Genomic DNA, 17,605 nt, shown 5'->3' on the forward strand with positions numbered 1-17,605 from the left:
AGTGCAACAAAAAATTGTTTATACAGCTGGTATAGAAACACAAGAACAATCTGAATCTGTAAAAAATCTTTTAACTGAAATGATAGGTGTATATCAAGTTGAAATCGATATCAATACTGGAAACATTTCAATAGAATTTGAAACACCTGCGAATTTAAATAGTATTGAAAAAGAAATTTATGATGCTGGATATAAAGTCCTCTATTGATAATACGCAAATTCAGTTTATTGAACATATTTTTAAGTTATAAAAAGTAAAGATTATATTAAATTTTAAAAATCATGTAGTAAAGTAGTCTGAATTGGGGTATGATTAGTTATGAAGTCAACCAAACGAGGTGTTATTAGTGAAGAATTCAGAGAAAATTCAAAATGTAGTCAGTTTATTATCATCATTAGGTGTAAATATTAAAAAAACTAAATCTCGTTTAGACATTATTAATACGTTACCTACAACAAATCAAATCAGTCACGAATGTAAATAAGTGAACTTGATTTAGGATTTTGGTTAGTAAGTGCACTTAAATTGTAAATGTGAGTCGTCGTTTCAAAAGGGCGATTTTTTAGTAAAGAAATAGAGTCAGTCCTTTCACGGACTGACTCTATTTTTATTTGATATAAATTATTCTTTTGAAGTTTCATATTTTTTAGGTTCATGATAATAAATGGATAAGATGACACCAATTCCAGTCATTAAACTCCATAATGAGCTACCACCATAACTAATGAATGGTAAAGGAATACCAGTAATTGGTAACAATTGAACTGTCATTCCAATATTTTGTAAAACATGGAAAACAATTAGTGATACATATCCTATAATGAATACTTTATTATATTGATCATTAATCCGACTAGCTAATCTAATTAAATGAAAGACTAAAATTAAAAATAACAAAATGAGAATAACTGATCCTATGAATCCCATTTCTTCGCCTATCACAGAGAAAATAAAATCGGTATGATTTTCAGGTATATAAACTTCACCATGATTATAACCTTTACCAAATAGTTGACCTGAACCAATGGCCTTTAGTGATTCGGTTAAATGATAACCATCTCCACTACTATATGAGTATGGATCCAACCATGAATTGATTCGTCCCATTTGATACATCTTTATACCTAATAAATTTTCTATTAATGATGGTTTGAAAAGAATAGTAAGTATAATTGACGAACCAATTACGATTGCCGCAATGAAGATAGGTGCAAGTAATCTCCATGTAATACCACTAACTAGCATGATTCCGGCAATGATTGCACAAATAACCAACGTTGTTCCTAAATCATTTTGTAATAAAATCAACGCCATTGGAATAATAGAAACACCTATGATTTTGAAAAATAATGTCAAATCAGATTGAAATGACTTGTTAAAAGTAAATTGATTATGTCGTGCCACTACTTTAGATAAAGCCAATATAAGTATAATTTTCATAAATTCAGAAGGTTGAATACTAATTGGTCCAAAGCTATACCAACTTTTGGCACCATTAATAACTGGTGTGATAGGTGTTTCAGGTAATATTAAAAGTCCTAATAATAAAATACAAAAAATTCCATAAAGCAAATATGTATAATTTCTTATTTTTTTAGGTGAAATAAACATAATTATTATGGCCATTATTGCGCCTAGAATATAGTACATTATTTGTCTGATTCCAAAGTTAGCACTATATTGTCCACCGCCCATGGCAGAACTAATTAATGTAACACTTAATATAGCTAACAATGTAATGATTGCTACTAAAATCCAGTCTACTTTAAGTAACCAATGTTTGTTAGGCTGTTGACGGGATGAATATTTCATAATTTACTCCTTTTACTACACGTGATGAGATATTTGGTAATGAATTATCAATATTGATAATCATTCATCTATCATCCATAATTATATAACGATTTTACATGACTTTATAGAAATTTGCTAGAATATCAAGTCCAAATGAACTAACCATTTTATTTCAAATGATATATTTAGAGTGAAGATTGGTTAGGTTAAGTAACTTTTCCATTTATATTAATAGATTATAAAATGCAAAAGTCCTATCAAATATGATAATATTAAGTTTCAGAGAAGACTTTGTATATTAAAAATACATATATTTAAAAGTAGATATTAAAATGATAAGACGTTATTCCATAGCGTTTATTGGAGGAAAAACGAAATGACAAAAGAAAATATTTGTATCGTTTACGGAGGAAAAAGTGCAGAACATGATGTATCAATCTTAACTGCCCAGAATGTATTAAATGCGATTGATAAAGATAAATATCAAGTTGATATTATTTATATAACAAATGACGGTGAATGGAAGAAACAAGATAACATCACTAGTGAAATTGAATCAACAGAGGATTTAAGAATCGATAATATTCCTACCGGTGAAATTTCTCAATTATTAAGTAAGGGAAGTTTAGGACAATCATATGATGCTGTGTTTCCATTATTACATGGCCCAAATGGAGAAGATGGTACAATTCAAGGATTATTCGAAGTGCTCGACATTCCTTATGTAGGAAATGGTGTTTTAGCAGCATCAAGTTCAATGGATAAACTAGTTATGAAACAATTGTTTGAACATAGAGGGTTACCACAATTACCATACATTAGTTTCTTAAGAAGTGAATTTGAAAAATATGAGAATAATATTCTTAAATTAGTTAATGATAAATTAAGTTACCCAGTATTTGTTAAACCTGCAAACTTAGGTTCAAGTGTAGGTATTAGTAAATGTAATAATGAAGATGAATTAAAATCAGGTATTAAAGAAGCATTCCAATTTGACCGTAAATTAGTGATAGAACAAGGTGTTAATGCACGTGAAATAGAAGTTGCAGTTTTAGGCAATGACTATCCTGAAACAACATGGCCAGGTGAGGTTGTTAAAGATGTAGCGTTTTATGATTATAAATCAAAATATAAAGATGGAAAAATACAATTACAAATCCCTGCAGATTTAGATCAAGATGTACAAATGACTTTAAGAAATATGGCATTAGAAGCATTTAAAGCTACGGACTGTTCAGGTTTAGTACGTGCAGATTTCTTTGTTACTGAAGATAATCAAATTTATATTAATGAAACAAATGCAATGCCAGGTTTTACGTCTTTTAGTATGTATCCAAGTCTATGGGAAAACATGGGTCTTTCATATGCAGATTTAATTGCAAAATTAATAGATTTAGCTAAAGAAAGACACGAAGATAAAAAGAAAAATAAATATAAAATAGATTAAACGAGGTTGCTTGAAATGATTAACGTAACATTAAAACAAATTAAGGCATGGATTGATTGTGAAATAGATGAGCAATATCTTCATCAATCAATTCAAGGTGTCACAATTGATTCCAGAGCGATAAAAAAAGACATGTTATTTATACCTTTTAAAGGTGAAAACGTTGACGGTCATCGTTTCGTTGAACAAGCACTCAAAGATGGAGCAGGTGCATCATTTTATCAAAAATATGTATCACTGCCCAAGGATATAGAAGGACCTATTATATGGGTAGACGATACGTTGCAAGCATTACAAGATTTAGCTAAAGCATATTTAAAATATGTTAATCCAAAGGTCATTGCTGTGACAGGTTCCAATGGTAAAACAACAACTAAAGATATGATTGAATGTGTACTTAATACAGAGTTTAATGTGAAAAAGACACAAGGTAACTACAATAATGAGATTGGTATGCCTTTAACTATTTTAGATTTAGATAAAAACACTGATATTTCTATTTTAGAAATGGGAATGTCAGGATTCCATGAAATTGAATTATTATCTACTATTGCTGAACCAGACATTGCTGTAATTACTAATATTGGTGAGTCACATATGCAAGATTTAGGTTCACGTGAAGGCATTGCTCAAGCTAAATCAGAAATAACAATTGGCTTAAAATCAAATGGTACATTTATCTATGATGGTGATGAACCTTTGTTAAAACCGCATGTCGAACAAATTAAAGAAGCTAAATGTATTAGCATTGGGTTAGAACAAGGCAATTCATTAGTATGTAGTGTAAATGATCAAGTTGAAACAGAAGGCATTGCATTTACAATTAATCATCAACAAGAATATGAATTACCTATATTAGGTATTCATAATATGAAAAATGCTGCTATTGCCATTGCAGTAGGGCAAGAATTAGGACTTTCGTATAAAACAATTCAACACAATATCAAACGTGTTAAATTAACAGGCATGAGAATGGAACGTCATGAAACAGAACAACAAGTTACTGTCATTAATGATGCATATAATGCAAGTCCAACAAGTATGAAAGCTGCTATAGATACGTTAAGTAACATGAATGGACGAAAGATTATTGTGCTTGGTGATGTTCTTGAATTAGGTGACAATAGTCAACGTATGCATGAAGAAGTCGGAACTTATTTACAGAATAAACACATCGATCAATTAATTACATTTGGTAGTGAAGCAACATTTATACACAATACAGGTAAGTCATATGTTGATGAAGCACATCATTTTAATGATAAAGAAAAACTTATTTCTTATATGACACATATCGTTCAACCAGATGATAACGTCTTAATTAAAGGTTCAAGAGGTATGAAATTAGAAGAAGTAGTAGATGCATTAATTAAATAATGCTTTATGTTATTGTAGTAAGACTCATGTTAATTTCTCATATAATTGGGAATAACATAGTAGTCTTACTATTTTTATTTAAAAAATAAAATATATTTATGAAACGCTTCCAAATTATATAAAACACCAGTTTAAAAGGAAAAATTTCATAATAAAAGGACATGATTCACCACGATATGCCAACTGCTTTATTGCTATAATAAATGTTAGGTGGTACTATTAAGAAGTTGATAAAACATAAATGAACATATATGCAAAAAAGTATATTGAGAAATAAACATGTAAAAGGAGAATTATTTTGCAAAATTTTAAAGAACTAGGGATTTCGGATAAAACGGTTCAAACACTTGAATCTATGGGGTTTAAAGAGCCAACTCCTATCCAAAAAGATAGTATCCCTTATGCGTTAGAAGGACATGACATCCTTGGACAAGCACAAACAGGTACTGGTAAAACGGGTGCGTTTGGTATACCTTTAATTGAAAAGGTTGTTGGAGAACAAGGTGTTCAATCGTTAATTCTAGCGCCTACTAGAGAATTAGCTATGCAAGTTGCAGAGCAATTAAAAGTATTTAGTAAAGGTCAAAACGTACAAGTTGTTACGGTATTTGGTGGTATGCCAATCGAGCGCCAAATTAAAGCCTTGAAAAAAGGACCACAAATCGTAGTAGGTACACCAGGACGTGTCATTGACCATTTAAATAGACGTACATTAAAAACTAACGATATTCACACACTTATCTTAGATGAAGCGGATGAAATGATGAACATGGGATTCATCGATGATATGAGATTCATCATGGATAAAATCCCGGCTGAACAACGTCAAACGATGCTTTTCTCAGCTACTATGCCAAAAGCTATTCAAACGTTAGTACAACAATTCATGAAAACACCAAAAATTATTAAAACAATGAATAATGAAATGTCTGATCCACAAATCGACGAATATTATACAATTGTTAAAGAATTAGAAAAGTTCGATACTTTCACTAATTTCTTAGATGTACATCAACCAGAACTAGCTATTGTGTTCGGTCGTACAAAACGTCGTGTAGATGAGTTAACAAGCGCGTTACTTTCTAAAGGTTATAAAGCTGAAGGTTTACATGGTGACATTACGCAAGCTAAACGTTTAGAAGTATTGAAAAAATTCAAAAATGATCAAATTGACATTCTTGTAGCAACTGACGTAGCGGCACGTGGTTTAGATATCTCTGGCGTTAGTCATGTTTATAACTTTGATATCCCTCAAGATACTGAAAGTTACACGCATAGAATCGGACGTACTGGTCGTGCTGGTAAAGAAGGTATCGCTGTTACTTTTGTAAATCCAATCGAAATGGATTATATTCGTCAAATCGAAGATGCTAACAATAGAAGAATGACTGCTTTAAGACCACCTCATCGTAAAGAAGTATTGAAAGCACGTGAAGACGATATTAAAGAAAAAGTACAAAACTGGATGTCTAAAGACAATGAACCTCGTTTACAAAGAATTTCAACTGAACTACTTGAAGAGTACAATGATGTTGAGTTAGTTGCATCATTATTACAAGAGTTAGTTGAAGCTAATGATGAAGTTGAAGTTCAATTAACTTTTGAAAAACCACTTTCACGTAAAGGTCGTAATTCAAAAGGTAATAATAACTCTAGAAGAGGCAATAATAAACGCGGTGGCGGTAAATTTGATAACAAAAATAGACGTTCATCAAAAGGTTTTGCTTCTAAGAAAAACAATAACAAAAAATTTGACCGTAAAGATAAATCATCTCAAGGGTCAAACAAGACAATGAAAGGTCGCACATTTGCTGACCATCAGAAATAATTAATTTATCAATACTCAATATATTTGTATTAAAAATAGAGCATACATTTAGCTTCGGTTAAATGTATGCTCTATTTATTTGTTTCTAAAATATACTAAAGTAATTTGGGTTTAAAGAACGTTAATAAGTAATGAGGAGCATTTAGAAGGTAATTTGTCTATGATATAATGTGACTAAAATGAAAAGGAGCTTATTGATGGATAATACATTTCATAAAAGTCCCAGAAATACATTGACATACTATTTTTTAACTTCAGGGCTTAACTTGATTATTGAAATTATTATTTTTACAATTCTATTTTATTTATGGAATCAATTTAATTGGTGGCACTTTATCATATACATATATTTTCTTTTATGGGGGATAAGTTTAATTAGATTCTTTTACGTTCCTGTTGTAAATTATCACTTTTTATATTATCGAATTCATCATAATATTTTAGAGGTGAAGTCTACTTTTTTCTTTAAACGTCAAGACATCACTAAAGTAGAAAGACTTCAATTTTTACAAATTAGAACTAACCCACTAGCTAAATTATTTAAAATTAATGAAATTTCATTTGTTTCTGCAGGTCATTCGATTGAATTACCATTTGTTTCTGAAAAGGAAGCAGAATATATAGAAGATCAAATTTTTAGTCAATTGAGGGGAGCTGAATATGATGTTTAGCCCACAAAAATTACACCCTATTTCTTATATATCAGGCTTAATTGAAGCGTTCAAACAAAATATTATTGTAATTATTGTATTTTTAGTTTTTAACTTTAAAGACTTTGATTTTACTAATATTCGTGAGTATATTGTACCGGCAGTGTTGTTTATATTTTTCTTAATATCGTTTATTGGACAAATATTGAAAGTGTATCAGACAAGATATTGGATTGAAAATAACCACTTTATATTAACAACGGGCATATTTAACAAAGAACGTAAAGAGTTAGATATCAGTCGTATTCAATCTGTAGACACTTCACAAAGTATGATTAATCAAATAGTAGGTGGTGTGCAATTACAAATAAAAACACCAAGTGATGGTATAGAATTATCAACTATATCCAAATCACAAAGTATTGAATTAGAACATACAATCAAAAATATTCAAACTCAGTTAGATAATTCTCAGATTGAAATAGAAACAAATGATTTTCATAATACTGAAGAGAATAATGAATTACATAAGAAAGAATCATTTAATGAGGAACCCAAAAAACGTCGTGTATTTAAGTTATCAATCAGAGATTTAATTTTAATGTCATTAACAAGTGGTGCTATAGGAATCGCAATAGCAACTATTTCACCTATCATAGGTAGTGTGTCCAATATCATTCCGTGGAAAAGTATTACTGAAGAAATGACTCATTTGGCTAATGCCATTGTATTAATCGTAAGTATCATCATTGGAGTGATATTAGTTGCGAGTTATATTATAGGTGCAATTATCAATTTCATTAAATATTTCGGATATACACTAACACAAGAAAATCATCAATTGAAAATTCAATATGGTTTGTTTACTAAAAAGAACGTTACCGTACCTACAGAGCGTATTCAAGCAGTTGTCGAACATCAATCATATATTAGAAAGTTATTCGGTTTTACAGCTATACACGTATTGATTACGAGTGATTTTGAAGAGAAGATGGAAGATGATTCAACTGTAGGTGGAAATATAATGATTATTCCATTCATAAAGAGTAAAGAGGCATATAGAATCATTAAGGCATTAATTCCAGAAATGGAGTTCAAGCCTGCTCATATCGGTATGCCTTGGAGAGGTTTTCATAGACATTTTTTAATCCCTTCGTTGGTATTAATCTTAATTGGTATTATAGGACTATATTATTGGTCAGCTTGGGCTTTATTTATAGTTTGTATAATGATTTTAGCACTAATTATTGAAGCATTACTTTATATTCATTTGTCTGGATTTCAACTTGAAAATGACGAAATGACAGTACAGAAAGTGAACTTGTTTAGTATTAAAAGATACTATTTAAAATACGATAAAATTATTGGAATGGAAATTAAAACTCATCCATTTTTAATAAGAAATTATTTAGGTAATTTCAACTTCTTAATTTCTAAAGGTGCTTCAAATCAAACAATTGGATTAAAATTCTCAGATGAAAAATCAATAGAAACCCTTAAAACATGGTATGTAGGAGGTGATCAACGTGTCGAATTATAATTATATGGATGTTAATGCTAAGAAATCTATGGTTTTAGCTAATTCTATTTTGTTGATCATACTTTTTCTTATTTTGATTTGTATTCTAATTCTAAATTGGAAATTTTTACATTTAACAGATAACTGGTCAATCGCTATTGGAGGTATAACACTCTTTATTGTATGCAGTATTACAATGTTATTCGTTATACCAACATTTAGATATAAGAATTTCAGATATAAAATAAAGAATAACGAGATACATGTGAGAAAAGGGATTATCTTTATTAATACTAATATTATACCGTTTTTTAGAATTCAAAATATTGATATAAGCGAAGGCTTTATTATGAGAAAATATCAACTAGCTACAGTCACTTTATCAACAGCAGGAGGTAACTCTGAATTATTACTTATAAACAAAGAAAAAGCTGAAGAAATCAAACATTTAATTAAAGAAAGACGAAATAGTGAAAATCTAAATCAAAATGATGTAAAATTATAAGAATAGAATGATAAAAGATAACGAGGCGTCCTATGATATATGGTATTGGATTAGATTTAATAGAAATTGAGAGAATAGAAAATGTTTATAATAAGCAAAATCAAAAGTTTGTTGAACGAATTCTATCTAAAGAAGAGCAAATCAAATTTAATAGTTTTTCACAACAAAAAAGAAAAATTGAATATCTTGCGGGAAGATTTGCTACTAAAGAAGCGTTTAGTAAAGCTTTAGGAACTGGATTAGGGAAAACAATAGCATTTCATGATATCAACTGCTATAACGATTATCTAGGCAAACCATGCATAGACTATAGTGGTTTTCGAGTTCATGTGAGTATTACCCACACTGAAAATTACGCGATGAGTCAAGTTCTTTTAGAGAAACAAGATGATAATCATGATGTGTGAACTAACTCATTTGTATTTATGTTGTTAGGTTTTAAAGGAGGTAATGACATTATGTCAGAAAAATTTTACAGATCGACGTATTTAAATATAGATTTGAATGCAATCTTATCTAATTATCAAACTTTTGATAAATTGCATGCTAATAAGACTGTTATATCAGTCATTAAAGCCAATGGATATGGTTTAGGTAGTGTTAGAATTGCACAACACTTAATGGAAAATGGTGCTTCATTTTTTGCAGTTGCAACATTAGACGAAGCAATAGAATTACGTATGCATGGCATTAAAGCTAAAATTTTAATTTTAGGAGTAATTCCGCCTAAAGATATTAATAAAGCTATCCAACACCGTGTCGCATTGACAGTCCCTTCAAAATCTTGGTTAAAAGAATCCATTAAGAACATATCAGATGAAAATGAGAAAGCACTTTGGTTACATTTAAAACTTGATACAGGTATGGGTAGACTAGGTATGAAAGATGTTGAAGAATACAAAGAAGTTGTAGATATTATTAGTAAATATGACCAACTTGTATTTGAAGGTGTATATACTCATTTTGCATGTGCTGATGAACCTGGAGACGATATGGCTACACAATATCAAAAATTCAAAGAACTTGTAGAACAAGTAGAAAAACCACATTATATACACACACAAAATTCAGCAGGTTCTCTATTAATGGATGGTCAGTTCTGTAATGCGATTCGTTTAGGTATATCACTATACGGATATTATCCTTCTGAATATGTGAAAGAAAACGTTAAAGTACATTTGAAACCAAGTGCACAATTAGTGAGTGAAATTGTACAAACAAAAACATTGAATGTTGGTGATTCTGTAAGTTATGGCAGTACTTATACTGCAACGGAACCAACGAGAATAGCTGTATTACCAATTGGCTATGCAGATGGTTATTTACGTTCTATGCAAGGGTCATATGTCAATGTGAACGGTCAACAATGCGAAGTAATAGGAAGAGTATGTATGGATCAAACGATGGTCAAAATTCCAGATACAGTAAAAGTCGGAGATAAAGTAATTCTGTTAGATAACCATGTAGATACAGAACAATCTGTTGAAGCATTAGCTAAGCAGCAAAATACAATAAATTATGAAGTTCTATGCAATTTATCAAGACGATTACCACGCATTTATCACATAGAAGATAATACAGAGATATCTAATGAATTATTAAAATAAGTATAGTCACTGATTTCAAAATTTGTTATTATTAAGTTAAATTAAGAAATCTTAATAATGCAACTTTTGGAATCAGATGGAGGTTCTTTGTATGTTATCTTTTAATCAAAATAGAAGTTACAGTTTAGAGCAATCTTTAAAAGAAGGTTATGCACAAATGGCTGATTTAAATCTCTCCCTAGCAACCGAAGCTTTTCCTATTGAATGTGAAGCGTGCGATTGCAATGAAACATATTTAACTTCTAATGCTAAGAATGAATGATTAGAAGAGGAGACGTTTATCTAGCGGATTTATCGCCTGTTCAAGGGTCAGAACAAGGGGGAGTGAGACCCGTAGTCATTATTCAGAATGACACAGGTAATAAATATAGTCCCACTGTAATTGTAGCTGCAATTACTGGAAGGATTAATAAAGCTAAGATACCTACACATGTTGAGATTGAAAAGAAAAAGTACAAACTTGATAAGGATTCAGTCATTTTACTAGAACAAATTCGTACTTTAGATAAAAATCGTTTGAAAGAAAAACTCACATATTTGTCTGATAACAAAATGAAAGAAGTAGATTACGCCCTAGACATCAGTCTAGGTTTACATAATTTCAATCATTCTAAGACATAATTAATTGTATGTATTATTCCAATACAAATAAAATAATGAGATCAAAGACAATAACTTTATAATAATTACAACTGCTTAAATATATATAAATAGATTTATTTATAACGTTGAGCATTTAGTTTTTAACATTTTATGAGCAATGATAGTTATTTCGAAGTATTATTTATTATAAAAGGATGTCTTAAGTTTTACGGCTTTAGGTATTCCATTCCTAAAGTCTTTTTTAGATGTATCGAGGTTTTAGTCTTTTTTACTAATTATAAAGAAAGATATTTTGATTGAACGTTAGAAACTGAGCGTTGAAGTCGTATTGAGGAGGCAAAATCGTGGAAGAATTTAAAAAAGATTATAAAAAATTGATTGATGAAAGTTTAAGCACGAATAATAAAACTCAATTAATAAAAAAGTGTGAAGAGTTTACTAATGAAGTTATAAAAAAGGACATTTTGCCAGAAGATATTGTTGAAATACATAAAAATTATATATCTTCATTAAACGTTACTGATCACGAAGCGCTTGATACTTTAGATGTCCTTCAAGAAGTAGTTAAAGGATTTGGTTACAGTTATAGAGATTATCAAAAATTAGTAAACAAACTTCAATACCACGATAAAGAAATAGATCTAGCTTCTAGACTTCAACAAACTATGTTGAAAACAGATATTCCTCAATTCGATAGTATTCAAATTGGTGTAATATCAGTTGCAGCTCAAAAGGTAAGTGGAGATTATTTTAACTTAATAGATCACAATGATGGTACTATGAGTTTTGCAGTTGCAGATGTCATTGGAAAAGGTATACCGGCTGCTTTAGCAATGAGTATGATAAAGTTCGGTATGGACTCATATGGACATTCTCAATTGCCAAGTGAAGGGTTAAAGAGGCTCAATAGAGTTGTCGAAAAAAACGTCAACCAAAATATGTTTGTTACAATGTTCTATGGTTTGTATGAAGAAATGAACCATTTATTATATTGCAGTTCAGCTGGTCATGAACCAGGTTATGTATATAGAGCCGAAACTGAAGAGTTTCAAGAAATTGAAGTAAGAGGCCGTGTTTTAGGTGTTAATCAACAAACTAGATATAGTCAGCAGGAAATACCAATCTATATTGATGATTTGGTGATTATATTTACTGATGGAGTCACAGAAGCAAGAAATAAAGAAGGCGAATTCATCCAGAAAGATACTTTATTAAATTTAATCAAGAAATATAAACATATGCACCCTCAAGATATTGTTCAAATTATTTATGAAGCAATATTAAAAGTACAAAATCCTAATAAAAAAGATGATATGACTATTTTAATTATTAAAAGAGTAAATTAATTTTTATTTTATGATTAAGCAACGTTGACTTTGGGTATAATTATTCTTGAATAGTAAACTAGAAGATTTGAAATATAATTAGGAGTGTAACCAAATGAATCTTAATATAGAGACTGTCACACATGATACATATTATGAAGTTAAAGTTGGCGGAGAATTAGACGTTTATACAGTACCTGAGTTAGAAGAAGTGTTAGTACCAATGAGACAGGAAGGTACAAACGATATTCATGTAAATTTAGCAAATGTTAGTTATATGGACTCAACAGGTTTGGGTCTTTTTGTAGGCACACTTAAAGCATTAAATCAAAACGGTAAAGATTTATATATTTTAGGCGTTTCTGACCGTATAGGAAGATTGTTTGATATTACCGGATTAAAAGATTTAATGCATGTTAATGAAGGAACGGAGGTAGAGTAACATGCAATCTAAACAAGATTATATTGAAATGCGGTTACCAGCTTCTGCCGAATATGTAAGTTTAATTAGATTAACATTATCTGGAGTGTTTACTAGAGCAGGTGCATCATATGATGATATAGAAGATTCAAAAATTGCTGTAAGTGAAGCAGTTACGAATGCAGTCAAACATGCATATAAACATAATCCCGAAACAGGCATGATTAATTTGTGCTTTGAAGTCTTTGAAGATAAAATTAAGATTGTGATTTCAGATCAAGGTGAAAGCTTTGATTATGAGATAACTAAATCTAATTTAGGGCCTTATAATGATAACGAAAATATAGATTTCTTACGTGAGGGTGGATTAGGATTATTCTTAATCGAGTCACTAATGGATGAAGTAACTGTTTACAAAGAGTCTGGTGTTACTATAAGTATGATTAAGTATATAAAAAAAGAGCAGGTGCGAAATAATGACGAAAGAGTCGAAATCAGTTAATGATGTATCACCTGAACAGATTAACCAATGGATTAAAGAACACCAAGAAGACCAAAATAGCGGAGCTCAAGATAAGTTAGTAAGGCACTATCGTAAACTAATTGAATCATTAGCTTATAAATATTCTAAAGGTCAATCACATCATGAAGATTTAGTTCAAGTGGGAATGGTTGGTTTAATAGGTGCTATAAATAGATTTGATTTGTCATTTGATCGAAAATTTGAAGCATTCCTAGTGCCAACTGTTATTGGTGAAATAAAAAGATATTTAAGAGACAAAACATGGAGTGTTCATGTACCTAGACGTATAAAAGAAATAGGTCCACGCATAAAGAAGGTAAGTGATGAACTTACAAATGAATTAGAACGTTCACCTTCAATAAGTGAAATTGCTGCTCGTTTGGAAGTTACAGATGAAGAAGTACTTGAAGCTATGGAAATGGGCCAAAGCTATAATGCATTAAGTGTAGACCATTCAATTGAAGCGGACAAAGACGGGTCTACAGTTACCTTATTAGATATTATGGGTCAACAAGATGATAATTATGATCTTACAGAAAAGCGCATGATACTTGAAAGAATTTTACCAATATTATCTGACAGAGAGAAAGAAATCATTCAGTGTACATTCATTGAAGGATTAAGTCAGAAAGAAACTGGTGAGCGTATAGGACTAAGCCAAATGCATGTGTCTAGATTACAGCGAACTGCAATTAAAAAGTTGCAAGAAGCAGCTAAACAATAAATATTTAAAAATAGTTAACATTAATATTTATAAGGTTATTATTTCTTTAGTCAGAAGCTACACAATAATGTGAGGTACTGTTGAAGAAATAGTAATCTTATTTTTGTTTTTATACTTATAATACTTGATAATAAGAGTATTAGTATTAATAATTACAGAAAGCAACTATGTTAAAATAAAAAGATAAATTAAAGAAAAAGTGTGGTAGAACTATGGACAATCATTTAATAAAATCAATTATTGAAAAATATAATTTTTCAGAAAAACAAATCACTTCAGTATTAAAACTTTTAGAAGATAAAAATACCGTTCCGTTCATTGCGAGATATCGTAAAGAACAAACTGGTGGTTTAGATGAAGTAGAAATTAAACAAATATCAGATGAATATCAATACATGGTCAATTTACAAAAAAGAAAAGAAGAAGTTATTCATAGTATTGAGCAACAAGGTATGCTAACTAATGAATTAAAAAACAATATTCTTAAACAAACTAAATTACAACGTGTTGAGGATTTATATAGACCTTATAAACAAAAGAAAAAAACACGTGCCACTGAAGCGAAAAGAAAAGGTTTAGAACCTTTTGCTACTTGGTTGTTACAGCCTAAACTAAATGAAAATGTTGAATCAAAAGCTCAAATGTTTATTAATGAAGAAATAAAAGGCGTTGAAGAAGCTATTCAAGGTGCACAAGACATCATTGCAGAGCAAATTTCTGACAACCCTAAATATCGTTCAAGAATATTAAAAAATGTATATCAACACGGACAAATCGTAACTACTAAAAAGAAAAAAGCTGAAGATGAAAAAGAAATATTCTCTATGTATTATGATTATGCAGAACCGATTAAAAAGATAGCTAATCATAGGGTTTTAGCCGTTAATAGAGGAGAAAAAGAAAAAATATTATCTGTAAAAATAGAATTTGATACAGAACAAGTAGAAAAAGACATCGAAAAACAAGAAATAAAAAGTGAAAATGAAGCGACAGAAATTGTAAGAAATGCAATTAAAGATAGTCTCAAGAGATTAATAATGCCTTCTATTGAACGAGAAATCAGAGGCGATTTAACAGAAAAAGCTGAAAACCATGCTATAAATGTTTTCAGTGAGAATTTAAGAAACTTACTATTACAACCGCCGATGAAAGGGAAGCAAATACTAGGTGTAGATCCAGCTTTTAGAACTGGATGTAAACTAGCGGTTATTAATCCATATGGCACATTTGTAGCTAAGAATGTGATATATCCACATCCTCCAGTGAATAAAATTGAACCAGCTGAAAAAATAGTAGTAAAAATGATTAATGATTATGATGTTCAATTAATTGCAATTGGAAACGGTACGGCTAGTAGAGAAACAGAACAATTCATCGCTAATGTAATTAAGAAATATAATCTTAATGTGCAATTTATTATAGTAAATGAAGCAGGTGCGTCAGTATATTCAGCATCAGAAATTGCGCGTGCAGAATTTCCTGATTTCCAAGTTGAAGAAAGAAGTGCCGTTTCAATAGGAAGAAGGGTACAAGATCCTTTAAGTGAATTAGTCAAAATAGATCCAAAATCAATAGGGGTAGGTCAATATCAACATGACGTGAACCAAAAAGAATTAGAGAAAGCACTAACATTTGTTGTCGAAACAGCAGTAAACCAAGTTGGCGTAGATGTTAATACGGCTTCACGTTCATTATTACAATATGTATCAGGACTTTCATCACAAATTGCACAAAATCTAATAGAATATAGAGAAGAAAATGGCGCCATTAAACATCATAAAGATATTGCTAAAGTTAAGCGTCTAGGTGCCAAGACATTCGAACAAAGTATAGGTTTCATGAGAATTGTAGATGGTTCAGAACCGTTAGATAATACATCTATCCATCCAGAAAGTTATGAAGTAACATATGAATTACTAAACCAATTAAATCTTAAAGTTGAAGATGTAGGTAGTGAAACATTAAAAAGCACATTAGATTCAATTGATGTACATGAAATTGCTGATCAATTAAATATAGGTATACCAACTTTAGAAGATATTATAAAATCTTTAAAAGCACCAAATAGAGATCCACGTGATGAATTTGAAACACCAATTTTAAAATCAGATGTTTTATCAATAGAGGATCTATCAGAAGGAATGAAACTCAGTGGAACTGTTAGAAATGTTGTAGATTTTGGAGCATTTGTTGATATTGGCGTCAAACAAGACGGACTTGTCCATGTCTCAAAACTATCAAAAAAATTCGTGAAGAACCCTATGGACATCGTAAGTGTAGGAGATATTGTCGATGTTTGGATACTTAGCATAGATACACAAAAAGATAAAGTTTCATTGACGATGATTAATCCATATGAATGATCAGGAATTACAAAGTTTAGTATGTGATATTTCCTTAAGATATTTTAAAATCCCATTTAAGCATAATGCGTATTTTAATAAACGCTTAAGGACAACTGGCGGTAGATATTTACTAAAAACACATGATATAGAAATTAATCCAAAACAATATGAGCATTATGGTAAAAAAGCCATTATCGATATTATAAAACATGAACTTTGTCATTATCATTTGCATATTTTAGATAAAGGTTATAAACATAAAGATCGAGACTTTAAAAATTTAAGTGCAAAAGTTGGTGCACCAAGATATTGCAGTCCAACTCAATCATATGAAGCACGTGCTAACTATGAATATATTTGTACTAATTGTGGTACAAAATATTTAAGAATAAAAAAAGTAAATATAAGTATCATGAGATGTGGCAAATGCGGTGGAAAATTAAGGTTAAATAGAAAAAAGGTTAATTAAATCATTATAAATCTAAGAGTAAATAGATATGAATTTGAGGGAGAGTACTATTAAGAAAATTAATTAAGTGCTCTCTCTTTATATTTCAAATAAGTATTGACATTACTTTTACAATGATTTATTATAAATAGCGTTGCATTAATAAATTAGCAAACATTACAAGATAATTAATTTTATTAATTTAATGTTAAAAAGTTATTGACATCGTTTAATAAATGATTTACAATTTATTATGCTATTGAGAAATCGATAAACTTTTGAATGCGTTTTGCCAGCGGTCGTGGCGGAATGGCAGACGCGCTAGGTTGAGGGCCTAGTGGGAGAAATCCCGTGGAGGTTCAAGTCCTCTCGGCCGCACCAAAATAACTTTTGAAATTATATATGCGGGTGTAGTTTAATGGCAAAACCTCAGCCTTCCAAGCTGATGTTGTGGGTTCGATTCCCATCACCCGCTCCATGATTTATTT

The 17,605-nt window shown here is 30.3% G+C and carries 19 protein-coding genes and 2 tRNA genes; 20 read left to right on the plus strand and 1 reads right to left on the minus strand.

Features of this window, described 5'->3' with window-relative positions; genetic code table 11:
• Position 1: 1 nt before the first annotated feature.
• On the plus strand, positions 2-208 hold the full coding sequence (csoZ, locus tag AC2D8K_RS10045; RefSeq protein WP_002451637.1) for a putative copper chaperone CsoZ: 207 nt from the start codon (positions 2-4) through the stop codon (positions 206-208).
• A 139-nt stretch (positions 209-347) separates the two neighbouring features.
• Complete coding sequence (locus tag AC2D8K_RS10050; protein ID WP_002451636.1) at positions 348-485, plus strand: Lmo0850 family protein; 138 nt, start codon at positions 348-350, stop codon at positions 483-485.
• Between the two features lie 137 nt (positions 486-622).
• Here AC2D8K_RS10050 and AC2D8K_RS10055 read toward each other — a convergent pair whose 3' ends face one another.
• Positions 623-1,813 carry an FtsW/RodA/SpoVE family cell cycle protein gene (locus tag AC2D8K_RS10055; protein ID WP_049425344.1) on the minus strand — a complete coding sequence of 397 codons (1,191 nt, stop codon included), beginning with the start codon at positions 1,811-1,813 and terminating at the stop codon, positions 623-625.
• Positions 1,814-2,171: 358 nt separating this feature from the next.
• Here AC2D8K_RS10055 and AC2D8K_RS10060 point away from each other — a divergent pair, with 358 nt between their 5' ends.
• From AC2D8K_RS10060 to AC2D8K_RS10145, 18 genes are all read left to right on the plus strand, one after another.
• On the plus strand, positions 2,172-3,242 hold the full coding sequence (locus AC2D8K_RS10060) for a D-alanine--D-alanine ligase (RefSeq protein WP_002451634.1): 1,071 nt from the start codon (positions 2,172-2,174) through the stop codon (positions 3,240-3,242).
• A gap of 15 nt (positions 3,243-3,257) precedes the next feature.
• Positions 3,258-4,619, plus strand: a complete 1,362-nt coding sequence (locus AC2D8K_RS10065) for a UDP-N-acetylmuramoyl-tripeptide--D-alanyl-D-alanine ligase (protein ID WP_484698592.1) — start codon at positions 3,258-3,260, stop codon at positions 4,617-4,619.
• A gap of 298 nt (positions 4,620-4,917) precedes the next feature.
• Positions 4,918-6,447, plus strand: a complete 1,530-nt coding sequence (gene cshA, locus AC2D8K_RS10070) for a degradosome RNA helicase CshA (protein WP_002451632.1) — start codon at positions 4,918-4,920, stop codon at positions 6,445-6,447.
• A 197-nt stretch (positions 6,448-6,644) separates the two neighbouring features.
• Complete coding sequence (locus AC2D8K_RS10075) at positions 6,645-7,118, plus strand: PH domain-containing protein (protein ID WP_002451631.1); 474 nt, start codon at positions 6,645-6,647, stop codon at positions 7,116-7,118.
• Positions 7,111-8,637 (plus strand): PH domain-containing protein, encoded by a 1,527-nt coding sequence (locus AC2D8K_RS10080; RefSeq protein ID WP_243590426.1) that lies wholly within the window; start codon positions 7,111-7,113, stop codon positions 8,635-8,637. Before AC2D8K_RS10075 ends, AC2D8K_RS10080 begins: the two co-directional genes overlap by 8 nt.
• Positions 8,624-9,121, plus strand: a complete 498-nt coding sequence (locus tag AC2D8K_RS10085) for a PH domain-containing protein (protein ID WP_002451629.1) — start codon at positions 8,624-8,626, stop codon at positions 9,119-9,121. The genes AC2D8K_RS10080 and AC2D8K_RS10085 overlap by 14 nt, the downstream gene beginning before the upstream one ends.
• A 32-nt stretch (positions 9,122-9,153) precedes the next feature.
• Complete coding sequence (acpS, locus tag AC2D8K_RS10090) at positions 9,154-9,528, plus strand: holo-ACP synthase (protein ID WP_002451628.1); 375 nt, start codon at positions 9,154-9,156, stop codon at positions 9,526-9,528.
• Between the two features lie 51 nt (positions 9,529-9,579).
• On the plus strand, positions 9,580-10,728 hold the full coding sequence (alr, locus tag AC2D8K_RS10095) for an alanine racemase (protein ID WP_002451627.1): 1,149 nt from the start codon (positions 9,580-9,582) through the stop codon (positions 10,726-10,728).
• Between the two features lie 91 nt (positions 10,729-10,819).
• A complete protein-coding gene (mazE, locus tag AC2D8K_RS10100; RefSeq protein ID WP_002451626.1) occupies positions 10,820-10,990 on the plus strand; it encodes a type II toxin-antitoxin system antitoxin MazE in 171 nt (56 codons plus the stop codon).
• The gene (locus AC2D8K_RS10105; RefSeq protein WP_002451625.1) at positions 10,987-11,349 is read left to right on the plus strand and encodes a type II toxin-antitoxin system PemK/MazF family toxin; all 363 of its coding nucleotides are present in this window, start codon (positions 10,987-10,989) and stop codon (positions 11,347-11,349) included. Before mazE ends, AC2D8K_RS10105 begins: the two co-directional genes overlap by 4 nt.
• Positions 11,350-11,675: 326 nt before the next feature.
• Entirely contained in the window at positions 11,676-12,677 is a 1,002-nt protein-coding gene (locus tag AC2D8K_RS10110; RefSeq protein ID WP_075778711.1) for a SpoIIE family protein phosphatase, read from the plus strand.
• Between the two features lie 94 nt (positions 12,678-12,771).
• On the plus strand, positions 12,772-13,098 hold the full coding sequence (locus AC2D8K_RS10115) for an anti-sigma factor antagonist (RefSeq protein WP_002451623.1): 327 nt from the start codon (positions 12,772-12,774) through the stop codon (positions 13,096-13,098).
• Between the two features lies 1 nt (position 13,099).
• On the plus strand, positions 13,100-13,579 hold the full coding sequence (gene rsbW / locus AC2D8K_RS10120) for an anti-sigma B factor RsbW (protein ID WP_002451622.1): 480 nt from the start codon (positions 13,100-13,102) through the stop codon (positions 13,577-13,579).
• On the plus strand, positions 13,554-14,324 hold the full coding sequence (sigB, locus tag AC2D8K_RS10125) for an RNA polymerase sigma factor SigB (RefSeq protein WP_002451621.1): 771 nt from the start codon (positions 13,554-13,556) through the stop codon (positions 14,322-14,324). The genes rsbW and sigB overlap by 26 nt, the downstream gene beginning before the upstream one ends.
• 212 nt (positions 14,325-14,536) lie before the next feature.
• Entirely contained in the window at positions 14,537-16,687 is a 2,151-nt protein-coding gene (locus tag AC2D8K_RS10130) for a Tex family protein (RefSeq protein WP_484698599.1), read from the plus strand.
• On the plus strand, positions 16,680-17,138 hold the full coding sequence (locus AC2D8K_RS10135) for a SprT family protein (RefSeq protein WP_002451619.1): 459 nt from the start codon (positions 16,680-16,682) through the stop codon (positions 17,136-17,138). Before AC2D8K_RS10130 ends, AC2D8K_RS10135 begins: the two co-directional genes overlap by 8 nt.
• 274 nt (positions 17,139-17,412) lie before the next feature.
• A tRNA-Leu gene (locus tag AC2D8K_RS10140) sits at positions 17,413-17,498 on the plus strand.
• Positions 17,499-17,521: 23 nt separating this feature from the next.
• Positions 17,522-17,595 (plus strand) — tRNA-Gly (locus AC2D8K_RS10145).
• The last annotated feature ends 10 nt before the right edge of the window (positions 17,596-17,605 follow it).

Source organism: Staphylococcus sp. 510 (assembly GCF_057219715.1).